18 protein-coding genes are annotated in these 22,603 nt (G+C 52.9%); 10 read left to right on the forward strand and 8 right to left on the reverse strand.

Annotated features, from left to right (window positions below; genetic code table 11):
- Positions 1–215 precede the first annotated feature (215 nt).
- The 4 genes from C557_RS0102195 (at position 216) to C557_RS0102210 (ending at position 4,515) form a co-directional block, all read left to right on the forward strand.
- On the forward strand, positions 216–1,268 hold the full coding sequence (locus C557_RS0102195) for a bifunctional transcriptional activator/DNA repair enzyme AdaA (protein WP_018750183.1): 1,053 nt from the start codon (positions 216–218) through the stop codon (positions 1,266–1,268).
- 131 nt (positions 1,269–1,399) lie between these two features.
- Positions 1,400–1,831, forward strand: a complete 432-nt coding sequence (locus C557_RS0102200; RefSeq protein WP_026263252.1) for a MarR family winged helix-turn-helix transcriptional regulator — start codon at positions 1,400–1,402, stop codon at positions 1,829–1,831.
- Positions 1,832–1,984: 153 nt separating this feature from the next.
- Positions 1,985–3,448, forward strand: a complete 1,464-nt coding sequence (locus tag C557_RS0102205; protein ID WP_018750185.1) for an MFS transporter — start codon at positions 1,985–1,987, stop codon at positions 3,446–3,448.
- Positions 3,445–4,515 carry a saccharopine dehydrogenase family protein gene (locus C557_RS0102210; protein WP_018750186.1) on the forward strand — a complete coding sequence of 357 codons (1,071 nt, stop codon included), beginning with the start codon at positions 3,445–3,447 and terminating at the stop codon, positions 4,513–4,515. Before C557_RS0102205 ends, C557_RS0102210 begins: the two co-directional genes overlap by 4 nt.
- A 42-nt stretch (positions 4,516–4,557) precedes the next feature.
- Here the strand turns inward: C557_RS0102210 and C557_RS0102215 are convergent, their stop codons facing one another.
- Complete coding sequence (locus tag C557_RS0102215) at positions 4,558–4,965, reverse strand: DUF6944 family repetitive protein (protein WP_240472901.1); 408 nt, start codon at positions 4,963–4,965, stop codon at positions 4,558–4,560.
- Between the two features lie 217 nt (positions 4,966–5,182).
- On the reverse strand, positions 5,183–6,244 hold the full coding sequence (locus C557_RS0102220; RefSeq protein ID WP_018750188.1) for an LLM class flavin-dependent oxidoreductase: 1,062 nt from the start codon (positions 6,242–6,244) through the stop codon (positions 5,183–5,185).
- Positions 6,245–6,522: 278 nt separating this feature from the next.
- Between C557_RS0102220 and C557_RS0102225 the strand changes: the two genes are divergently transcribed.
- Positions 6,523–7,845: an MATE family efflux transporter gene (locus tag C557_RS0102225; RefSeq protein WP_083930072.1), complete on the forward strand. Its 1,323-nt coding sequence runs from the start codon at positions 6,523–6,525 to the stop codon at positions 7,843–7,845.
- A gap of 117 nt (positions 7,846–7,962) precedes the next feature.
- Here C557_RS0102225 and C557_RS0102230 read toward each other — a convergent pair whose 3' ends face one another.
- The gene (locus tag C557_RS0102230) at positions 7,963–8,502 is read right to left on the reverse strand and encodes an NADPH-dependent FMN reductase (protein WP_018750190.1); all 540 of its coding nucleotides are present in this window, start codon (positions 8,500–8,502) and stop codon (positions 7,963–7,965) included.
- A gap of 265 nt (positions 8,503–8,767) precedes the next feature.
- Here C557_RS0102230 and C557_RS0102235 point away from each other — a divergent pair, with 265 nt between their 5' ends.
- From C557_RS0102235 to C557_RS0102250, 4 genes are all read left to right on the forward strand, one after another.
- Complete coding sequence (locus C557_RS0102235; RefSeq protein WP_018750191.1) at positions 8,768–9,475, forward strand: response regulator transcription factor; 708 nt, start codon at positions 8,768–8,770, stop codon at positions 9,473–9,475.
- Position 9,476: 1 nt separating this feature from the next.
- A complete protein-coding gene (locus tag C557_RS0102240; protein WP_018750192.1) occupies positions 9,477–10,442 on the forward strand; it encodes a sensor histidine kinase in 966 nt (321 codons plus the stop codon).
- Between the two features lie 138 nt (positions 10,443–10,580).
- Positions 10,581–11,513: an ABC transporter ATP-binding protein gene (locus C557_RS0102245; protein ID WP_018750193.1), complete on the forward strand. Its 933-nt coding sequence runs from the start codon at positions 10,581–10,583 to the stop codon at positions 11,511–11,513.
- Positions 11,497–12,192 (forward strand): ABC transporter permease, encoded by a 696-nt coding sequence (locus tag C557_RS0102250; RefSeq protein ID WP_018750194.1) that lies wholly within the window; start codon positions 11,497–11,499, stop codon positions 12,190–12,192. The genes C557_RS0102245 and C557_RS0102250 overlap by 17 nt, the downstream gene beginning before the upstream one ends.
- Before the next feature lie 73 nt (positions 12,193–12,265).
- On the opposite strand, the gene C557_RS0102255 is transcribed toward C557_RS0102250, so the two are convergent.
- Positions 12,266–14,650 (reverse strand): GH36-type glycosyl hydrolase domain-containing protein, encoded by a 2,385-nt coding sequence (locus C557_RS0102255; protein WP_018750195.1) that lies wholly within the window; start codon positions 14,648–14,650, stop codon positions 12,266–12,268.
- 132 nt (positions 14,651–14,782) lie between these two features.
- The gene (locus C557_RS0102260) at positions 14,783–15,319 is read right to left on the reverse strand and encodes a hypothetical protein (RefSeq protein WP_018750196.1); all 537 of its coding nucleotides are present in this window, start codon (positions 15,317–15,319) and stop codon (positions 14,783–14,785) included.
- Between the two features lie 98 nt (positions 15,320–15,417).
- Here C557_RS0102260 and C557_RS0102265 point away from each other — a divergent pair, with 98 nt between their 5' ends.
- Positions 15,418–16,332: a phosphatidate cytidylyltransferase gene (locus C557_RS0102265; protein ID WP_018750197.1), complete on the forward strand. Its 915-nt coding sequence runs from the start codon at positions 15,418–15,420 to the stop codon at positions 16,330–16,332.
- An 87-nt stretch (positions 16,333–16,419) separates the two neighbouring features.
- On the opposite strand, the gene C557_RS0102270 is transcribed toward C557_RS0102265, so the two are convergent.
- The 3 genes from C557_RS0102270 to C557_RS0102280 are packed head-to-tail and all read right to left on the reverse strand — an operon-like array spanning position 16,420 to position 22,592.
- Entirely contained in the window at positions 16,420–17,478 is a 1,059-nt protein-coding gene (locus tag C557_RS0102270; protein ID WP_018750198.1) for an NAD(P)-dependent alcohol dehydrogenase, read from the reverse strand.
- Positions 17,463–19,112: a glycoside hydrolase family 43 protein gene (locus C557_RS0102275; RefSeq protein WP_018750199.1), complete on the reverse strand. Its 1,650-nt coding sequence runs from the start codon at positions 19,110–19,112 to the stop codon at positions 17,463–17,465. The genes C557_RS0102270 and C557_RS0102275 overlap by 16 nt, the downstream gene beginning before the upstream one ends.
- 24 nt (positions 19,113–19,136) lie before the next feature.
- Positions 19,137–22,592, reverse strand: a complete 3,456-nt coding sequence (locus C557_RS0102280) for a glycoside hydrolase family 2 TIM barrel-domain containing protein (protein ID WP_018750200.1) — start codon at positions 22,590–22,592, stop codon at positions 19,137–19,139.
- Positions 22,593–22,603 lie beyond the last annotated feature (11 nt).

Consider the following 22,603-nt stretch of genomic DNA (forward strand, 5'->3'; position numbering starts at 1 on the left):
ACGTACACATTGTTAATTGACAAGCTTCGTCATGCTGGGAATACCCATTTTACCCTGCTATCATATAACAAAACATGCCTATCTACAATGGAAGTCTTGCCCGCTGCAGCCCGCCTGAAGCCTTCAAAAATAGATGCCCGATTTTCGGCGGCAGCAACCCCGGCCCAAAGCTATAATTTAGATAAGTAAGACTAAGGCAAGGAGGCCTATGCAAGATGATATCTGCGGAACAAAAACAACTCTATTATCAAGCCCTGCTCCAGAAAAAATCGGAATACGAAGGGGTATTCTACGTCGGAGTGAAGACGACCGGTGTCTTCTGCCGCCCCACCTGTCCCGCACGCAAGCCCAAATTCGAGAACTGCGAATTTTACGAAACGGCCAAGGAGGCCTTATTGGCCTCCTTCCGTCCATGTCAGCGCTGCCGTCCTCTGTCGCATCCCAACCATGTCTCCGATCTGGTCAGACAGTTGGTGGAGGCGGTGGAGGCCAATCCGGAGAAGCGGTGGAAGGACGCCGACTTCCGGGAGCTGTCTGTCGACGCATCGACGGCACGGCGTCAGTTCAAGAAGCGCTTTGGCATGACCTTCGTAGAGTATGCCCGTGCTCGCCGGATGGGACTGGCTCTGAAGAATATCCGCGCCGGGAGCCCAGTCATCGATTCCCAGCTCTCTACCGGCTATGAATCGAGCAGCGGCTTCCGGGATGCATTCTCCCGCATTATGGGCGCTGCCCCAACCCGGCTCACCGGGGGCAAAATTCTCCATGCTTCGTGGATAGACACACGGCTTGGCCCCATGATGGCCATTGCGGACGAGGCGGGCCTGTATCTCCTGGAGTTCATCGACCGCCGCGGCTTGGAACGGGAGGTGGAGCGATTGCGGAACCGGACCAAGGCAGCGATCATTCCCGGGGTGACAGAACCCATCCAGTCTATTGAACGGGAGTTGACCCTCTATTTTGATGGCAAACTTACCGATTTCAAGACACCGTTATGTTTGCTGGGCTCCCCCTTCCAGCAACAGGTATGGGCGCAATTGCAGCAAATCCCGCCGGGTGAGACACGTTCCTATGCCGAGCTGGCGATCGCCATTGGCAAGCCAACTGCCTACCGGGCCGTTGCCCAGGCCAACGGGGCTAACCAGCTCGCGCTGATTATTCCTTGCCACCGTGTCATTAATTCCAATGGCGATCTCGGCGGCTATGGCGGTGGTGTGTCGCGTAAAGGCTGGCTGTTAAATCACGAGAAGCGTACAGAAGCATTGTGAAATAAGCACCTTCATCCAGCGCATAACTACCCGTTATTTACCTGGATGCCCCCTCGCCTGAACTTCTGACTTGACATCCATTAAGTTTAGCAACTATACTAATTTTCATGAATACTCAGCCTTCTAACCCTATGCCAAAACATAATAATGGAAAAATGGGCATCGGCCGACTCATTATGCAGCTTCGCCGACTTGAGCGCCAGCCCTTGTCGTTTGGTGCGGCCGGTCTGCTCACTCCTAGTGAAATCCATACGCTGGAGGCGGTTGGCCCTGAGGGCAATGTGCTGATGAGTGAGCTGGCTGCGAGGCTGGGTGTGACCAAGGGTGCGGTCACCCAGCTAATAGCCCGCCTGGAGCCGAAGGGACTGGTCATCCGTTCGCCGCATCCTTCCGATTCGCGCAGCACTTTGATTTCACTGTCCGGATTGGGTTGTGAAGCTGTCGCTGCTCACCAAGCGTTGCACCATGATTTTTATGAGCAGCTAAGCGCTCAATTCAGTAAAGAAGAAATCGAAATTTTTGAGAGGGGCATCGAGAAATTCGCTGACTTCCTGAAGCAATAAGGAAATTGAAGGCGACCCTCTGACCTTATACCAAGACCCTGTGTTTTTTGGGCATACACTGATTTTCAGGTGGAGTATTTTTTTGCTTATTTAGTTTAGTTGCTATACTTTTTTTGGTTCTCTAATATAGTTCTCCAGGAAAGGAGGCTCACCATGCATACTTATCAAAGCTCTTCTACCGCCACGGTCCCCCCGGTGGCTTCCCCATCGGGAATGTTGGTTGCTATTTGCATAGGGGCCTTTCTGTCTCATTATACCGCCAGCGTTGTCCATATCTCGCTACCGTATTTGGCGGAAGCACTTCAGTCCGATTCGGCGAGCGTCTCATGGATAACCACCGGCTACCTGCTCGCTATCACCTCCTTGCTTCCGGTTATGGGCAAGCTTGGAGAACGATGGGGTTACCGCCGCATCCATAATTACGGCTTCGTATTGTTTACCATTGGTTCTCTCTTAACGGCAATGGCCTCCGGCATTCTACCCTTGCTTGGATTCAGATTGCTCCAGGCGGTAGGGGCTGCGATGTTTCAAGCGACAAATATTGCGCTGGTCACCATTCACCTGCCGCCGCAACGCAGGGGGCGAGCGCTGGGCATGGTCAGCACAGCCGTAGCACTTGGGGCCATGTGTGGCCCTGCCATCGGGGGCATGATTGCGGAATGGCTCCATTGGCGGTGGCTGTTCTTGCTGCACGTACCCGTTGCTCTGCTCGGAATTTGGCTGGCATTCCGCCATATCCCCCAACAGGAGCCGCAAAGCGGGCAGGCGGCTTCCAACCCTGTTGGTGTGCTGTTGCTCATCATTTCAACGGCCTCCGGCGTATACGGCCTTTCCCAAGCAGGTGCGCAAGGATGGCTTGCTCTTGAATCCATCGGCCCTTTATCCGTCTCTTTGGCGGCCTTATTGCTATTGGTTGGCTGGGAGCACTACCAGCACCGCCCATTCCTGCCGATACAGGCTCTTCGTATTCCCCAGGTGGGCGCCGGGCTTATCGTTAGTGTAGCTTCATTTGCCATAGCCAATCACGGGCTGGTTACCTTGCCCTTCTATTTATCGGGCATAGGGAGCCTGACTCCCTCTCTGGCAGGAGGCGTGCTGGCCTTCTATCCACTATGGCTAGCCATTACCGGACCTCTTGCCGGATACGGGTCCGATACCCTTGGTCCTGGAAGCTTGGTGTCATTGGGATTAGCCGCCATGGGCGGAGGGTCGGCTCTATTCTTCCTCTATTTAGGCGACCTGCCGATCTGGGGAATATGCTTCGTGCTTGCGCTAATTGGCCTTGGCATGGGGCTGGTCGCCTCCCCGAATAACAGCTTTATCATGCGGCACACGCCCCAAGAGCATGTCGGGGCGATCTCGGGAATGATCGCCCTGACGCGCAATTTGGGAATGGCCTTAGGGGCTGCTCTCGGGCTTGGAAGCATCGATGTTCAGGCCGGCCCCCTTATGTCCCGTTCCATTCAGGAAGCCTTTGGGACGAGCATATATATGGCTGCGGCCGCCTTGATTCTATGGAGCTTCCGGCTTTATCGAGGGAATGGTCCCTCAAGCCGCTCACGCATTGCTAAACACGCTCAACGCCATGCTTATAGCAGAGAGGAGAAGTCACCATGAAGGATCAAATCATCGTAATCGGGGGCTATGGGCAGGTAGGGCAGGTTATTTCGAGTATGCTTGGGGAGCTATTCCCTGGAAAGGTATATGCTGCCGGAAGAAGTCTGGAACGCGCTCAGAAGTTCAGCCAGTCTACCGGTGGAAGGGTCCAGCCCATGCAATTCGATGCCCGGTGTCCATCTGATTCAAGTCTGCTGGAGCAGGCCAGGCTCGTTGTGATGTGTCTGGATCAGGCGGATACACGGTTTGTGCAATCTTGCCTGGAAAGCGGGACTCATTATGTCGATATATCGGCTGATTATTCCTTTTTGGCCCAGGTAGAACAATGCCATCCCCACGCTTTGTCTGGCGGAGCAACAGCCGTTCTAAGCGTGGGACTGGCTCCCGGACTGACCCATCTTCTGGCCCACCATGTCCACTCTCTACTGGATTCCACGGATTCCATAGACATTTCCATCCTGTTAGGGCTAGGCGATCAGCATGGGCAGGCGGCCATCGAATGGACTATTGATAATATGAATGCCGACTACCTCGTTCTAGAGGAAGGGAAACCCGTTGAGGCAAGCAGCTTTACTGACGGCAAAAAAATCAGCTTTGGCAGAGAAGCAGCGCCTCGCATGGCATATCGCTTCAACTTCTCCGATCAGCATGTACTCCCCGTCACCTTGGGGGTTCCTACGGTTGTCACACGTTTGTGCTTGGATTCCGCAGCTATCACCCGTCTGCTTGCCGGGCTGAAAGCGGCCGGGATGCTTCGCTGGCTGAACTTGAGCCCCATTCGCCGAGCAGCCATTTGGCTACTTGGCAAACCGTACTTGGGCAAGGCACGTTATGCCGTCAAGGTAGATGCGCGGGGGACGTATAGAGAACAGCCTGCCTTGGCCGAAGGCTTCCTTCAAGGAGAACATGAAGCCTGGATTACGGCCAAGATGGCTGCTATCATTAGCGAAGCCTTATACCGCTCGGAGCTGTCGCATGGGGTCTATCACATTGAGCAATTGTTTGAGCTTAAGCATGTCCTGGCTGCTCTGGGGAAAGAAATCCAGGTCGAGATAGGAGTCTCTTGAATAAACGCAGGGAGCCATAGGAATTCAAGCTCCCCAGCTCCCTTAGCCCGGATCGGTGAGATCCGTGAAAACCTGCAGTGCCTCTCCCAAGGCTTGCAGCAGGCTGCCGAAAGAATTCAGTTGATTGCTCTCTGACGGCCCCTTTTGCAAAATTAGATCCGCTTGCGCCCCATTGGATATCGCTTGCAGCGTATTGCCCAGGATGACGAGGCGATCACCTTCCTCCCGCACGCTTCTTCGGCTCGACAAGGACTTGGACTGACCAATCGCGGCGAGATTGGTACCGATCGCCTGTAGCCAGGCGTAAGCCACCAACTGCTTGTCAATAAGCGATGGGCCACTCCAGGCTGACGATGATCTGCGGGAAGACCGACGCGGGCGTCCTCCCTTGACCAACGGTCTGACCGTATTGGAGCTGGCGGACTTTCTCGAAGGCCCGGCTGGCATCATAATCCCCTTCTTTCCGAATTCACTTGCGTCAAGCGCAGGTGTTCTTTTCCATTATACGAAGGGAAGCTATGAACCGGGTTAGGCCCGATCCTTATTTTCGGAAAACCCTCTGGAGCGCCAATCGCACCCCCATTAAAATGGCGGGAAAATGGCAGGCTTTTGCCTTGGTAAGCCCTTGGCGATGATACCTGATGTTATTTTACGTGCTGAGCACCAGTCAGGCTTCTTCCTCGCCAGCGGCCTCCCAGTGGGCAATTTCCTCACGGACTCGCGGAGCAACCTCGGTCCCAAGCAGTTCAATGGAGCGCATCACGTCCTCATGCGGCATCGTGCCTAGCGGACAATGCAGCATAAACCGGGTAATGCCAACCCGCTTGCGCAAATCGATGATCTTGTTCGCCACCGTCTCCGGATCGCCCACGTATAGAGCCCCCTCCGGGCTGCGCGCTGCATCGTAGCTGCCCCGATCATATCGTCCCCACCCACGTTCACGGCCGATCACATTCATAGCTGCCTGTGTAGAGGGGAAGAACTTCTCAACCGCAACCTCATTCCGCTCAGCAACAAACCCGTGCGAATGCGAAGCGACGGTTAGCTTGGAGGCATCATGTCCAGCCTGAGCTGCTGCCCGCTTATACATCTTCACCAGCGGTGCGAACTGAACCGGACGTCCGCCAATAATAGCCAGCACTAGCGGTAAGCCAAGCAAGCCGGCGCGGATGACCGATTCGGTGTTCCCGCCGCTGCCGATCCATACGGGAAGCGGCTGCTGGACTGGACGCGGATAAATCCCCAGATTGCGAATGGCCGGACGATGCTTGCCCTCCCAGGTGACTTTTTCCGAAGCACATAGCTTCAGTAACAAGTCCAGCTTCTCATCGAACAGTTCGTCATAATCGTCCAGATCGTAACCAAACAGGGGGAAGGACTCAATGAAGGAGCCGCGACCGGCCATAATCTCGGCCCGCCCGTTCGACAGGCCGTCCAAAGTGGCAAAATCCTGAAAGACACGCACCGGGTCATCGGAGGACAATACCGTAACCGCGCTGGTCAGCCGAATCCGTGAGGTCTGCGGTGCGGCTGCAGCCAGCAGCACGGCGGGAGAAGAAGCGGCATAATCCTGGCGATGATGCTCCCCCACGCCAAAAACGTCCAGGCCGACCTTATCAGCCAGCACGATCTCCTCTACCACTTCGCGCAGACGCTGCGCATGACTGATGACTTCCCCCGTAACCACATCGGGAGTCGTCTCTACAAAGGTACTAATGCCAATTTCCATGTTACATTCCTCCATTTTATGTTTATCATTTCAGTGAAGCCTATTCCACGGGCCTATACGAAGACAATATTTTCCGGTAAACTAGGTCAATATACAGGCGAACGAAAATTTCTATTTCATTATGTGTGTTCAAAAGTATGATGACTTTTTGAACTACCTACAATAAATTATGAAAAGAATGTGATGACTTGAAACAATTCCTTGCCAAGCAGAAACCAGGACTTCGATTAAGGCAAAAAAGCCATGCGCTTCTCGAAAAGCATTTGTCGGGCGAATCCATGGATTACCGTCAAATCATCGCCTTGTTCGTCCCCATTCTGATAGATCAGGCTTTTATTGTCGGCCTCAATCTGGTTAATACTGCCATGATCAGTTCCTCGGGTGTGGCTGCTGTCAGTGCGGTCAACATTGTCGACTCTCTTAATATTTTCCTGATCAATGTATTTGTTGCGGTCGCCACCGGCGGCACAGTCCTGGTCGCCCAGTACAAGGGAAGCCGTAATGATCGCAACGTATCGCGCGCAGCGGCAGCTACCGTTACCACGGTCTCTCTGCTGTCTGTCGCGATCGCCTTGCTGCTGATCGCCTTCCACCAACCCGTGCTCAACTTGCTGTTCGGGGCGGCCTCGCCGGAGGTTCTGGAAAGCGCCCGCGTCTATCTCATCGGCAGCAGCATTTCTTATACGGGTCTGGCTATGGTTCAGGCGGTGTGCGCATCGTTGCGAGGCATCGGCAAGACCCGGGCCTCTCTGTTCCTGTCGCTGATCATGAACCTGCTGTATGTGCTGTTGAATGTCCTGTTCATTACCCTGCTCGATATGGGTGTGCTCGGCATGACCCTGGCAGTGAATATTGCCCGGTATGTGGGAGCCGGATGTGCGTTGTACTATCTGTTCCGGGTAGAGACCTCGCTGCACTTGCATCTGCGTGACCTGGTCCAGTTCCCGATCGAAATGCTTCGTAAAATGCTGTTCATCGGGATTCCCTTTGCTGCGGAGCAGATGTTCTTTAATGGCGGCAAGCTGCTGACCCAAGTCTTCATCGTCAGTCTAGGCACCTACGCCATCGCCACCAATGCCATAGCCGGGGCACTGGCCGGGGTATTTCAAATTCCAGCCTCAGCCCTGTCGCTTACGATTGTCACCGTAGTGGGTCAGTGCATCGGGGGCGGCAACATCCGGGACGCCCGCAAGTTCATCAAGTCCTTCCTGTGGCTGGGCTCGATTTTTCTGGCCGTACTCAGTCTCATCCTGATGCCGTTCTTCTACCCACTGGTGCATCTCTTTGAGCCGCCAGCGGAAATCATTGGCGACATCTTCCTAGTGCTGCTGGTCAGCCTGATTGCCCAGCTTCCGCTCTGGCCAATTAGCTTCATTTTGCCTTCGGCCCTGCGGGCAGCCGGAGATTCGCGGTTTACCTCCATCTCCTCCATGCTGACCATGTGGCTGTTCCGCGTCATCTTCGGCTACGTCCTCGGGATTACCTTCGGGTTAGGCATTCTCGGCGTCTGGCTGGCGATGTGCAGCGAGTGGGGTGTCCGCGGGCTGATCTTCCTCTGGCGGTTCCGCGGGGAGAAATGGTATGCTCATAAGCTAATATAAGAGAATCTTGAGTTCAGCCGGGCCAGGCGCATGCTCCCGCAGTCATCCTAAAAAAATCCCCCGTCTCTATCTAAAGAGGCGGGGGATTTGAAGTTGTTTCTGATCAACGCCCGTTTTTTAACGCAGAGTTTTCAAAGCGCCGCCCCAAGCATTCACTTGGTCCAGCATTTCTTTCAAGTTTGTCAAATGCAATTCGGCAGGCTTGAACGTGCTGGCATTCTCAAAATCAGTAAACAGAGACAGAGCCACATGTACACGTACGTCTCCCACCAGCAATTCACCCAAAATGCCGCGCAGATGTTCAGCCGCACGAGCCCCACCTACGGAGCCGTAACTAACGATCCCGGCGGATTTGTTGTTCCATGCCTCACGAGCATAGTCCAGGGCATTCTTCAAGGCAGCAGAGATACTGTGATTATATTCTTGCACAATGAATACGAAGCCATCCAGGCTGTTCAGCTTGGCATTCCAGGCCGCAGCTTGCTCGGAAGCATCCGCTTCACCAAGCAATGGCAGCTTGTAATCAGCGATATCAACAATCTCATAGTTGGCGTCGCCACGGGCATCTGCATGCTTCTTAACCCATTCTCCTACTTGCGGACTAACCCGGCCTTCGCGTGTGCTCCCCAAAATGATTCCGATATTCAACTTCGACATGACTTTTTCCTCCTCGATATTGGTAGACCTACTAAATAACTTACCCAAAAAACCCATCCGTCACACCACCAGCATATTTCTTTTAACTTCTCCAATAACTTTAATATGAATTATTTGAATGTGAGATTATCATACTTTCTTTGGTTTCGTTTGTCAAGTAACTTACTAAAAGTTTGTGAAATTATTTTTGTAAGGTCTCTTTCTTGTGGAAAAATACGCCCTGGCTTAGAATAGGGATAAATTCGGAGCAGGAAGAGGCGAAATTATGGAAGGCAAAATATTCATGGTTGAGGATGACCCCGCCATCAGCACGATGGTTCAGGATTACTTGACCAAGGAGGGTTATGACATCACCCTCGTCAGTGACGGCGAACAAGCACTTCAGCAATTCGCACCGGGCAGCTACGACTTAGTACTGCTTGATCTTATGCTGCCTAAACGGAGCGGGCTGGAAGTATTAGAGCATATTCGCCGACTTAGCCGGGTCCCCATTCTGATTTTGTCCGCCAAGGACAACGAGGTCGATAAAGCACTGGGCTTGCGGATTGGCGCAGATGATTACATCGCCAAGCCCTTCTCATTAATGGAATTGGCTGCGCGTGTCCAAGCCTCTATCCGCCGGGCGACCCTGTATACCAGTCAGGAGCAGGCGGAGCAAAGCCCTACACCGCGATTGCTGTCCTTGGGCGACTTGACGGTTGACCCTGATAATTTTACGGTAACAAAACGCGATCAGGAGATTTTACTTACCCCCAAGGAGTTTCAAATCTTGAAGCTGTTCCTTCAGCATCCGACCCGAGTATATACCAAGGCCATGCTGTATCAGCAGGTTTGGAACGAGGAATACTACAATGACGACAACGTTATTAATGTACATATGAGAAGACTGCGTGAGAAAATTGAGGACGACCCTTCACATCCCCGGTATATTCGGACCTTATGGGGCATCGGTTATCGACTGGGGGAAGGGTGAAATGACAGAATACTCCTGGCTGCCATGGCTGCTGCTGATTCCTCTCATCATACTCGCGATGCTGTATTCTCACCAATATAGGACAACCCGCACGTTGCGCAGGGAGCTTACTTATATCCATAAGAAGCTGCTGCCTTTCACCGATGCCCGCAAGCCCCTGACCCAGGAGCGCATTCTTACGGTAACCCCTCTGCCTGAGCTGCGAGAGCTGCTGCAGGCCATTAACGCTCTGCTGGACCGGGCAGGTCAATCCGCAGCAGATTATGCGGGTACAGAGCGGGCGATGCGGAGGATGTTATCCAATGTGTCTCATGACTTGAAAACCCCGCTGACCGTCATTATGGGCTACGCCGAAATGCTCTCCCAGCAAAAGGACCTTTCTGAAGATGAACAGCAGCGTATGCTTGGAGAAATACACAGGAAAACCGTACAGGTCCACCAGCTCATCAATACCTTCTTCGACCTGGCACGGCTGGAGTCCGGGGATCTGGACATTCCTTTATCCGTTATAGATGCCGGAGAGATTAGCCGCCAGCGCATTCTTGCCTATTTCGACCTGCTGTCAGAGCAGGGCTTCCAGGTAAATATCCAATTGCCGGAGCATCCAGTATGGGTCTACGGCAATGCAGAGGCCCTATCCCGAATCCTGGACAACCTGCTATCCAACGCCATGCGCTATGGGGCTGACGGGCGCTACCTCGGCCTGTTGCTTGAAGAGGATGAGAGGGAAGTTCGCATTCAGGTCATCGACCGGGGCCGAGGAATTTCACCCAAGGAACAGTCCCGTGTGTTTGAGCGGATGTACACCATGGAGGATTCACGCAATCGCAACATCCATGGCAGCGGTTTGGGTCTGACCATCGCCAAGCGGTTAGCCGAACGGTTGGACGGCAGGCTTGAACTGGAGAGCACGCCGGACGTTCACACCTGCTTCACCCTCGTGTTGCCCCGCTCAGAGCGGGCCTGATTAGATTGCATTTCCTTTCCTTATAGCAGCCAGGCCCCCGGTTGATTGGCCAACTTAAGAAATAAGTAAGAAGTCCGAAATAGAAAAGAGAGTTTCCCCCGTTACGATAGGAATAGATAAAGCAAAGGGAGTGAAACCATGAAGGAATTAGTCAGAACCAGGCAGCTCACGAAAAGCTACGGACCTGCGGAAGTCGTGTCAGGAGTTAACATGAATTTGCGTCGTGGCGAGATTTACGGGTTCCTTGGACCTAACGGAGCCGGTAAATCGACGGTAATGAAAATGCTGCTCGGCCTGGTCAAGCCGACAAGCGGCGAGATTGAGATATTTGGCGAAAAGCTGTTGCCAGGTTCTACAGAGCATCTGAAGCGCATGGGTCATATCATTGAAACGCCGGTCTTTTATGAAAAGCTGACCGCTGAGCAAAATTTGGAGCTACATGCCGAATACATGGGATATTATAGGAAAGAGAGCATTCAGGAGGCGCTGGAAATGGTGCAACTGGCGGGAACTCATGACAAGCCAGTGAAACAGTTCTCCCTGGGCATGAAGCAACGGCTGGGCATTGCCCGGGCCATTGCTACCCGACCTGAATTGCTGCTGCTGGATGAACCGATCAATGGGCTTGATCCGGAAGGCATTCAAGCAATGCGCCAGCTCTTTGTCCGGATTCGCGACGAATGGGGCACAGCGATCCTGATCTCCAGCCACCTGCTCTCCGAAGTTGAACAAGTGGCGGATACGATTGGCGTCATTGATCGTGGATACTTGCTGCGGGAGGTATCCATGGACACGGTTCATTCCTCCACTACCGAATATGTAGAGATCGTAACCTCTAACGTTAGTCTCGCTGCTTTTGTCCTGGTGGATACGCTGGATATTGAAAATATCAAGCAAATGGGTGATAACACCATTCGCATCTATGATGCCAAGCTGTCTCCCGAGGCTTTGGCCAAAGCGCTGATTGCCAACGATGTGCCCATCCAGTCCATCAACCGCAAGCATCACAGCCTGGAGGAATATTTCTTCGATATGATTAAAGGAGGTCATCAGCATGTGGCAGCTCATTAAGCTGGAGCTTAAGAAAGGACGCTTTGACAGCTACGTCTGGGGATCTATCGTTACTTATGTGATCATTGCCGGGCTGGCAGGGATTATGTATTTTGTCGGAGGGTCAGGCCTAGAGGAGCCTGACTTCACAACGATACCCGAAATGCTGGCATTTATTGATCTGATGGTTAGAGCCACCTTCATCATCTATGCTTCCGTATTATTGTCCAAGCTGGTGATTAATGAGTTTAAGGATAAAACGATTGCCCTGATGTTCTCTTACCCTATCAGTCGTAAGAAGCTGATCTTCGTCAAGCTGGCAATGGTGTTCGTCTGGACCTTCGCTAATGTTGTTATTGCTAATCTGTTGATCGACGCGCTGTTTGTCGCAATCAACTCCGTGGTCGGATATATACCCGGCTCTCTTACCACGGAATTACTGTTTAGCCACGGACTTCATGTGCTGATGCAAGCCTTCGGAGCTGCCGGAATGAGCCTGCTGCCTTTGGTCATCGGACTGCCTAAGAAGTCCGTTCCTATGACCATCATCTCATCCATCGTTATCGTCTTACTCGTGTGCTCCAACAACTCTGGCTTTACACTCAGCTCGATCATTGCCATCCCGTTGTCACTGTCTGTGCTGGGCATCATTATTACCTGCTTCAGCTTCCGCAATATCGACCGGGTAGACGTTGGGTAAGCACAAAATAAAGCGCAAGCTTGATGGAACTCCTCCAAGCTTGCGCTTTTTATCTCATCTCTTTTAATTAGCCCTAGCCTTCCAGCGGCAGCTTCGCCAACACCTGGTACTCCCGGCCCTGCTGCACATCTCGCAGTATGCCATCCTTTACCTGCTGACCATCCACATAAACCTCCACAGATGCCGCACCGGCTTCCCGCTTCATTTCAACATGCAGTGTCGCTCCGCGGAAGCTGCGAGTTACCTTGGCTGCTGGCCAGGTATTTGGCAACTGCGGACGAATGTGAATACCGCCCTTGGTCCCCTGTAAGCCAAACAATCCATCGATCAGGCAGCGGTACACCCACGGCACCGTTCCCGTATTAAACAGGTGGCTGGAGCGCCCTGCTGTGCGTGGAAATTGACGGTAAGCCCCCCGATAATAGTTCGGGATGAAGATCGGAAGCTGGCCGCGCTGAACCATGTCGTCCCGATCTGGTCCAGGCAGCATCTTGCGCAGCAACCGGAACGCATCCTCTTGCTCGCCTACCGTATACAAAGCATAAATGTAAAAGGCAGCAGCGTGATTATAGACAGCCCCGTTCTCGGCCGAGCCCGGATGCTTTTGGGTCACACGTCCCACGTCCTCCCGCATCGCGGTATAGGAAGGAGCCAGCTTCTCCACACCATATGGCGTCTCCAATTGCTCCCGTACAGCCCGCATCAGCTTCTCCTGCTTGTCGGCATCAGCAGCGCCGCTAAGAAGCGACCAGCCTTGCGGGTTGATGAAGATGCGGCCTTCCTTGTCCGTGCTGATCCCGAATACAACATTATCGTCTGTAATGCCCCGGGCATACCACTCTCCATCCCACAGATAACGGTTGACAACCTCATTCGTCTCCTGCGCAGCAGAACGGTAAGCTTTCGCTTGCTCAGCCTGGCCATTTTGTTCACAAACATCGGCCCACACCTGGAATGCATAGGCAGTAGCGATCGTTAGCCATCCTGAGACGCCTTTGCCTTTGTACCCCACCATATTCATGGGGTCACACCAGTCCCCTTGATTGATGTAATTCAATCCCCGCTCGTCACGATCATGCATCAGCCAGCGCATGGCGCGATCCACATGCTCGTACACCGGGGTCACTTCCTCACCGCCGGCATATGGGACTTGTTCTTCCAAAATTGAATAGTCTCCCGTCTCATCGAGATACGTGGCGAGACAAATAGGCAACCAGACACAGTGATCTGTATGCGGTACCTGATTAATATATTTCAATTCGGCATCCGAGTGCAGCACAATGCCATCCGGCATCGCTCCGCTCGCTTCCTGCTGGCTCATTGCCGTCAGGAAGGACGCCCGCGCAACCTTTGGCTTGATATAGCTCATGCCCATATGGTCCTGCAAATAGTTACGGGTCTGCGGGTCAGTGGTTAGCCGGTTCGTCTGACCGTGATAATAAATTTGCCGCGGCAGCCAATGGTTGACGAAGTTGTCCAAATCGGAATCAGGTGTACTGATAGTCAGGCACCCTTGGCCCTCCCGGATATACTGGTCATATTCTTGCAAGGCTGCGTTAAAGCCATCCTCGCCCATCTCCCGGCCAAACAGGAAATACGTCTCGCGAATCTGGGCAATCTGCTCTTCATCCTGCGCAGGACCAAACAAGAAACGATACTCTTTCTCTTCTCCCAGGGCCAATTCCAGACGATATTGCATCACCGCCACCGGTGTCTCGTACCGGGCATCGCCACCAGATAACTCTTCTTGAAGGAGTCCAGACGGCATGGTAATGCCACCCTCGCCTTCAAATGCCTCTTGGCATACTTCCCAGGAGGTTGGCGATTGTTCGGCAATCAGAAAGGTTTTATCACGGAAATTTTTAATTTTATCGTAATCCTGATATTTCTGGTACGGGGTCACGGCAGAGCATACAATAGCCTGCAGCTCCTGAAGATATTCGCCCGCCTGGTTCATCCAGGACATATAACCTACGGTAAAGTACGGGTACACGCTTAACTTCTTCGTTGCTGGCGAGGTATTCTTGACCTTGATGCGCCAGAGCTCCAGCGGATCCTTCTTGGGCAAGCTGAGTGTCATTTCCACCTGTACGCCCTGATGCTCGACGGTCCAAACGATACGGCTCTTCCCGGCCGCGAAGCTATAGCTGTCTGTAGTTACGCGCACCGGCTCATAAGGGACCGAGAATACGCTTTCGGTGTTCTCATCTTTTACAAAAACAAAGCGGCCCGGATGATGAGCATAATAGGGCTGTTCCGGCTGCATGAATGTTTTGGCCTCCAGGTTGGGCGCATGGGAATACTTCGCCGGCTCCGGCTGCATAAATTGAGCCACCGCATAGCCACGGCAGTTCATGTGAATCATCATGGATTCATTCCATAGAAAGCCCGAAGCCTTGGGCAATATTGTAGGGCTCAGCAGCTCATAAAATTCCTGATCCTCCGTTGCTCTGAACATCGTTAACCCTCTTTTCCTTAATATTGTGTACTTGTCGACAAGTATATTATATATCGAAAGTATAACTGTAGTGAACCATAGAATTTTTCTTCGATACGCTTCGTGATTAAAAGCTGACCTTTTATATTGCCTCTAAGACTCGTAATTACTGAGCTTCCCTTCATACACCAGCTTCAGGCGCTCGCACTGCCGAAAATCATCGGGCGTCACCAGGGCGGGCAGCTTGTTCCAAAGCTTAATGCCGGAGCGCTCCAACACCTCAGCGACAAACTGGGAGCAAAAATACGAATTACTGAACTCGACAGGCTCCTTCAGGGCAATGCCAATGACACCAAGAATATTGTAGAGATATTTCTCCCGCTTGCGAATAAAGAGGTTCAGCACCCGCTCCATCTTCTCCACCTCGCGGCTTGTTACCCTCAGCTCGTAGATCACGCAGGTGGTATCAGGGTATTTGCTAAAGGTTCCGGTCTTGATGTCCTCCTTCACAAATCCGCCATTCAGCGGGTTGTTCGGGTTCTTCCGGCCAAAGCTGTAAAGCTCCGACAGCTCCCGGTTAAAGGAGATGGAAGCATGATTATATGGGGCTCTGGTATAGCCCTTAATCATTTTCGTGAATAACGTACCTGTATTCGTCAGCAAAATAAACACTGAACGTTGCTCTAACATCGATGAAATCCCCTTATCAAGTATGGACTATTCCTCCATAATAACATATGATTCCTTTGGTGGAATCTACCTCCTGAGGGAAGCGGGCGACAGAAACAATGAACAATTTGCAATGGACAATGATCGTTATATTCTGGTCCCTGGCGGCCATTCATGCTATATATCTCGTACTCAAACGGCGGAATCGCGAAAAGGATTACTCTATTCTGGGCCAGCGGCTGTGGACCTGGTGGGGCATGTGGCTGATTTTATGTTTGGCCACGTTGTTCAACCCGATCATATCTCTGCTGGGTATCATGCTGCTCTCCTTCTTCGCGCTGAAGGAATACTTTTCCATGATTCGTTCACGCAAGGCTGAGCGCCGGTTGTATTTATGGGCATATCTATCCATTCCCGCGCAGTTCTACTGGATATATATCGAATGGTACGGGATGTTCATTATCTTTATTCCGGTATACGTGTTCCTGTTCCTGCCACTCCCCCGGATCATCAACAAAGGTACGGCAGGATTCCTGCGCAGCGTAAGCCGAGTGCAGTGGGGCCTGATGCTGATGGTCTTTGGTCTTAGCCATCTGGCTTTCTTCCCCTTCGCCACACCGCAATACGGCGCAGGGCTGGTGCTGCTGCTCGTCGTGCTGACTCAGCTTAACGATATTGTGCACTACCTGGCCTCCTACTATATCGGAAAGCATAAAATTGCTCCGACAGCGAATCCCTACCTGACCTGGGAAGGCTTCATTGTGGCCATGCTGGCGACGACGGGAGCCGCTTATATACTGGCGCCATTCTTTACTCCACTCGGGGCCTCCTTTGGCTTGTTCGCAGGCAGCCTGATAGGACTGGGGGGCTTCATCGGCAGCCTCACGGTCTCCGTACTCAAGCGCGATCTGCGCATGGGCCGTGAGGATCAAACCAATCATCGGGCAAGTATTTATTTGAGCCTGGTAGACAGCTTGACGTATACATCTCCCGTATTCCTCCATGTGACCCGATATTTCTTCGACTTTATGTAGCATAGAAAACGGCCGCGCCGGGATAACTCCCTGACACGACCGTTTCTTATTGGGGCAGACTCGAGGAACTTGACGGAAAAGCTTCCTCTACTTGTTGAAATTCGGATAGATCATGATCTTGATGCTCGTGTCCTTCTCCGTTCGCGCCGTTTCCACCGCTTCCTTGATATCATCGAGTGCATAATGATGAGTGATGATCTTCCTCATATCCACGGAAGCATGCTGCAGCGCCTGAATAGCTGGCTTATAGGTGTTGGCATAACGGAAAACGCCATAGGCATCGATTTCACCGTCGATCAGTTGGCCCATATCCATCGGCACAGTGTCCGAAGCAGGCAAGCCAACAAAAACAATGGTTCCGCCGCGCCGGACCAGCTTGATCGTATCAGCCATCGCCCGGGCATTGCCCGACGACTCGACAATGAGAGTGATTCCCTCTCCGCCCGTCAGCTCCGCAATTCTCGCCTGGACATCCTCGCTGGATGGATCAAGCGCTGCGGTGAAGCCCATGTCGAGGGCCATCTGTCGCCGGAGCGGCACCATATCCGTACCATAGATTTCGGATATACCGAACAGCTTCGCCGCTTGACCCGCCAGCAGGCCTATCGGACCAAGGCCTGTGATCAGCAGCCGGTCAAACGGCTTGGCCTGGCCGCGAAGCAAGGCGTGAAAGCCAACGGACAGCGGCTCCAGCAGCGCGCCTTCCTCATAGCTCATCGTTGCCGGCAGCTTGAACAAATAATCGCTTGGCATCACGATGTATTCCGCCCACGCTCCGTTCACCGGAGGCGTTGCCAGGAAAGCGACATCCGGGCATAAATTGTAGCGCCCTGTTTTGCAATAATCGCAATGCCCGCAGGTCACTCCCGGCTCCACCGCCACCCGGTCGCCCACCGCTACATTTGTCACATTAACGCCTACCCCCACCACTTCGCCGGCCAGCTCATGCCCCAGCACGATCGGCTCCTTGACCACGTAACGGCCAATTTTCCCATGCTCGTAATAATGCACGTCCGATCCGCATATGCCGATGCAATATACCTTGATCAATGCCTCGTTCTCCTTGGGAACGGGGATGGCCACTTCCTTGACAGCGATAGACAACGGTTCATCCATGATCGCTGCCTTCATCATGCCAGCCGCCATAAATGCTCACCTCTTTCTCCATACTCCCGGTATGTAAAATAATCAAAATCCCCATGCTGTCTGCATCCGCTTAAATCCTGCACACAAACACCGATAAACGCGCCGGTAAAGCCTTGATCCAGCAGAACTCCCCCATGTCTGGATTCCGCATTCTCGTCAGACATACGCCCGGCATCGAGCACCGGACCAACAGCCCTCCAATCAACGCCATCTGTCGAGTAATAGAATTGTGCCCGCTCATGATCAAGCGTCAGCTTAAGATAGACGCGCTCGCAGCCATCTACCGAGATTTCCTGATCCAGCGGCTCATCATATTCCCCCTGATCGCTCGTCAGGATGGCCAGACTTTTGCCTAGCTTTTCGTCCCGGCTAATCCGCAAATAATACCAGTTCCGGGCATTATAGTAGTAGACCAGCCCGGCCATCTGCTGGTAGTTATCCGGTTCAAACTCGATCACCGTCTCTGCCTCCGCGATGAAGGACTGCTGCCTGCGGGCAACCAGACTCTGGCCATAAGCGGAAGAGAACGATTCCCGGCCGCGAAGGCGCAGATATCCCGGTCTTTCCCGCAGCGTAAGCCATGATTCGTCTGCCGGTTCGCGCAGGGTATTGAAATGAATTGCTAGCGTCTTGCTGTCAAAATGGTCAACACCTGTACCGTGTAAAGATTGCCCGGGGAATGAATGCTCCGGCAAAGCTGCTGGAGCTTCAACCTCCACTTGCGGCTCACAACCCCCTCCAGCCAGCCGCAGCCAACCGTCTTCCGTCCACACCACCTTCTGAATCGCCGTCTCCCGACCAAGATTGCACATTCGGGACGACGCTAGAGGCCGGCCACATAAATGAACCATGTACCATTCACCCGCAGCCGTCTCAACCAGATCCGCATGCCCCGCCCGCTGCAGTGGAAGCTCGGGATTAAAGCGGGAAGTCAACACAGGATTGGCCGGATCAACCTGATAGGGTCCCAGGATGGGCTCAGAACGGGCCATCGTAACGGCATGCTCATAACGTGTGCCGCCCTCTGCGGTCAGCAGATAATAATAGCTGCCATGGCGGTAAAGATGCGGGCCTTCTGTCAGACCAAGCGAGGTACCGTGAAAGATCGTATGCACCGGGCCAACCAGCTTCCGTTGCTCCTCATCGTACTCCTGTATCACAATCCCGCCGAAGTGGTTTCGTCCCTTGCGATGATCCCATACCATATTGAGCAGCCATTTCCGGCCATCTTCATCATGGAACAAGGACGGATCAAAGCCGCTGCTGTTCAGGTAAACCGGCTCTGACCAGGGCCCTTCAATCGCAGAAGCATACACAAGATAGTTATGCGTATCCTTGAACGGTCCGATATGACTCTTCACATCGGTGTACACGAGATAGTAAATTCCGTTGCTGTAGCTCAAACAGGGGGCCCAAACGCCTCCAGAGCTGGGATTTCCAAGCATATCCAACTGACTGCTCCGCGTTAACGGATGCGTTAACAATCGCCAATGCTTCAGATCCCGGGAATGATGAATCTGAACGCCGGGATACCATTCAAACGTTGAGGTGGCAATATAATAATCTTCGCCGACGCGAATGATCGATGGATCAGGATTAAAGCCTCGCAAGATGGGATTCACAATCGTGTTCATTTCAGGAGTTCTCTCCTCTCCAGATTACCGCTCAAACCGGAACCAGCCAAAATCAAACTGGCTTCCCGGCAAAAAAATAAATGTTACATTCTGTATTCCTGTCACCTTGTTCAAAGAGTACTCTCTCTCCACGTAGCCGTCAGAGTGCGCAAATTCAATCAACTGCTGCCGACTCTCGCCATCCTGTCCGGAGAAGCGCACGTGTATGGTATTTTTGTCGATTGGCGAATGTCCGTAAATGACCAGCCTTGAAGCCCCTTCCGCCGTAAAGTCCAGCTCCTTGAGCTCCAGGGAGACATTATTGCCGATACCTTCGACGCAGCCGTCCACGATCTTGAAGCTGTCGCCATAGATATGATCACAATCCGCTGCGGCGTTTTGCTCAAAGGCCCGGTTCTGACGGGTAAAATAAAAGCCCTTGATGTGAACCTTCTGCCGGAATACAAAGCAAATGGAAGTGATGCCGCATAGGCGCTTGTTCAGACGAAACGTTTCCTCCTGGTACACATTCCACTTTGTTTCCTTCTGATACACGGTATCGGTCAGCAATACGCTGCCTGCTTCGCCCGGTATCCCCTCCCAAATCTGCAGCGGGTAAGGCTCGCTGGTCAGGGCAAAGATCGGGATGGTGAGTTCATTAGAGCCATGTGAGCCAAAATCGAGATTCCGGAAACCTACCCGGGTCTCCCCGTCCCTGCTGGTGGCTACACCTCTCTCGTTGCCGTTGCCAAGCTCTCCCAAGCTGTAATCATACAATCCGGCGGAGATGAAGCTGTACGGGTCTTTCCCCGCCATGCCGATCCCGGTAACCGTAAATTCCAGTTCAGAGATCAACTTGATCTTGTCGCTGCCGTTCTTGCTGGTGCAGCGAACACGGAACTCGCCATCTCCAAGCGCCACAATTCGTGCGATAGGTCCATCGCCTTCAATCCGCGCCAGATTGGAAGGGATACCCGCGTCATTAACCACGCTCCATGCCACTTCTGTATAGGTGGTATTGTGCGGATGCAGTTTTGCCTCCACCTCAATCTCAGGCTTCATTGCGTCAAGTTGCTGGCCCGAACTGCTAATCAATTCGATTTTGCGCAGTGGAATTTCGTCATGATTCCCCAGTACAACAGGCATCTCTCGATTGCTCTGTTGAGCGGAGACTCCCTGCAGCTCTTCCGCCGTGCAAGGCAGGGCAACCAATTCCAGCGTCCGGCTGTTCATGCCCCTGGAGCTCACTTTCATCCGAATCGCACCCGGCTCAGTGCCAGCCGCAACAATCGCCATCAGCTTGCCGCTGAATAGTCTGCGGCTAAGGCCTTTGTACGGATCGTAATCCGTACTGTCGCCGTTATCGAGGCCTACCAGTCGGCCCGCCCCGGTCACTTCAACAAGCACCCGGTTATTCGCGTTCTCCACCGCCCGGCCATCCTCATCCTCCATTGTGATTTCCACGAAAATGAGATCTGTTCCATTCGCAATTAACGACTCCTTATCCGGCTTGAGCCTGATCCGGCTTGCGTCCTTGAAAGAGGTGCGGACAGCGGTAGCAATGACCTGGCCGTGTTCGTCGTAAGCAATGGCTTGAAGTTCCCCCGTCTGATAAGGAAGCCTCCACCAGCCGGCCAGTTCTTGCCCATGCTTGTGATCCAGCTTGCGGCTGCCAACGGAAACGCCGTTGCAAATCAACTCCACCCGAGGGGCATTCGAGCAGACACGAACATCTATCATTTGCCCGGGATTGAAATCCCAGTACGGGAACAGATGAACCATTGGACGGCTGTGGTAATCTGTCCATGCCGCCTGATAGATGTAATAAGAGTCTTTAGGGAACGTAGCTGTATCAATCTGGCCAAAATAGGAATTTTTCGTATGATACGGAGTTGGTTCACCAATGTAGTCGAACCCGGTCCAAATGAACTGGCCCAGGGAGAACGGATTATCCCTTTCTGCTATAATGCAGGCCTCTGCCGACTTCGCCCCCCAACTGGTCGAGCTGTTCCCCAGCGCCGAGCATTGCTCGTCGTCATCGGCCAGAATGGACTGCTCGAACGGGAAATGATACACTCCCCGGCTCTGTACGACCGATGCCGTTTCACTGCCATAGATGACCCAGTCCGGGTGCTCGGCATGATGCTGTCGATAGTATTTCTCCGCATAATTGTAGCCGGCAACCTTGACGATATCTGCGCATTTCTGCGCGTTCTCCCACGGCATATAGTTGGAACCCAGCGTCACCCGGGCATTCTGCCTTGGATCGTGCTTGTGCACCTCCTCCATCAGCAGCCTGGTGATTTCCTGCCCTCTTTCATCTGCATGAGTATCATAGATTTCGTTCCCGATGCTCCACAGCAGCAGACTGGGGTGATTGCGGTCCCTTCTGACCCAGCTCTTGACGTCTGCGGTGGCCCAATCCTTGAAGAAACGGGCATAATCGTAAGTCGTTTTCGGTCTCTCCCACATATCAAAGGCCTCTGATACGACCAGAAATCCCATCTCATCCGCCAGGTCCATCAGTTCGGGTGCCGGCATATTGTGAGCCGTCCGGATGGAGTTGACACCCATCTCTCGTAAAATTCGCAATCGATGCCGCATAGCTTCCTTGCTGAATGCCGCTCCAAGAGCACCCAGATCATGGTGTTCGCAAACCCCGTTTAACTTCATGTGCTTTCCGTTCAGGAAAAACCCTGTATCGGGATCAAGGCAGATGTCACGGAAGCCGATGGATTGAGCGACAGTTTCAACCACCGGGCCGGTGGGGAAATCACCCGCTGCTGCTTCAGGGAGACGCAGTTCGGTCACAAGCGAATATAAATGCGGCGCTTCCGTACTCCAAAGCTGCGGATGAGAAATCGCCATTTTTTGCAGATTTATAATGACGTTGTCCAAGCCGGTTCCTGCTGCTGGCGAGACCTCTTCCACACTGGACTGAACGATTTCCCCTTTGTACAAGAGGGTATGAGAGAGCAGCGCATTGCGATCAAGCTTTAGCTCGGTTTCAATATCCACCTGCCATTCATCCCCTTGCCGGGCAGTAGAAATATAAAGGCCATCGGTAACGATATGACTTCGGCCCCGCAGCTTCAGCCAGACATTGCGATAAATCCCGGCGCCGGAATACCATCTGCTGTTAGGACTTTGAAACACTACCTTGAGCAAAAGCTCATTTTCCCCGGTCACCAGCGCCGCCGTGATATCATGTTCAAAGGATGAATAGCCGTATTTCCATTCCCCGACTTGCTGTCCGTTTACGTACAAAGAAGAGTCCATATAAACCCCGTCGAAGGCCAATAAAACTTCCTCATCGCCACCTGCATAATCGAATGTCTTCCTGTACCAGCCGATGCTGTTCTCGTACAAATCCAGCGTATTGTAGATCAGCCAGTCATGGGGAATATCGATTGGTTCAAAGCTCAGGCCGGCAGGACCCGCCACTTCCAGACTACTTTTGGCAAATGACCATCCATCATTGAACCGTAGCTTGTGATTCATCGCATTTCGCC

This window comes from Paenibacillus sanguinis 2301083 = DSM 16941, assembly GCF_000374825.1.
Classification (GTDB): Bacteria; Bacillota; Bacilli; order Paenibacillales; family Paenibacillaceae; genus Fontibacillus; species Fontibacillus sanguinis.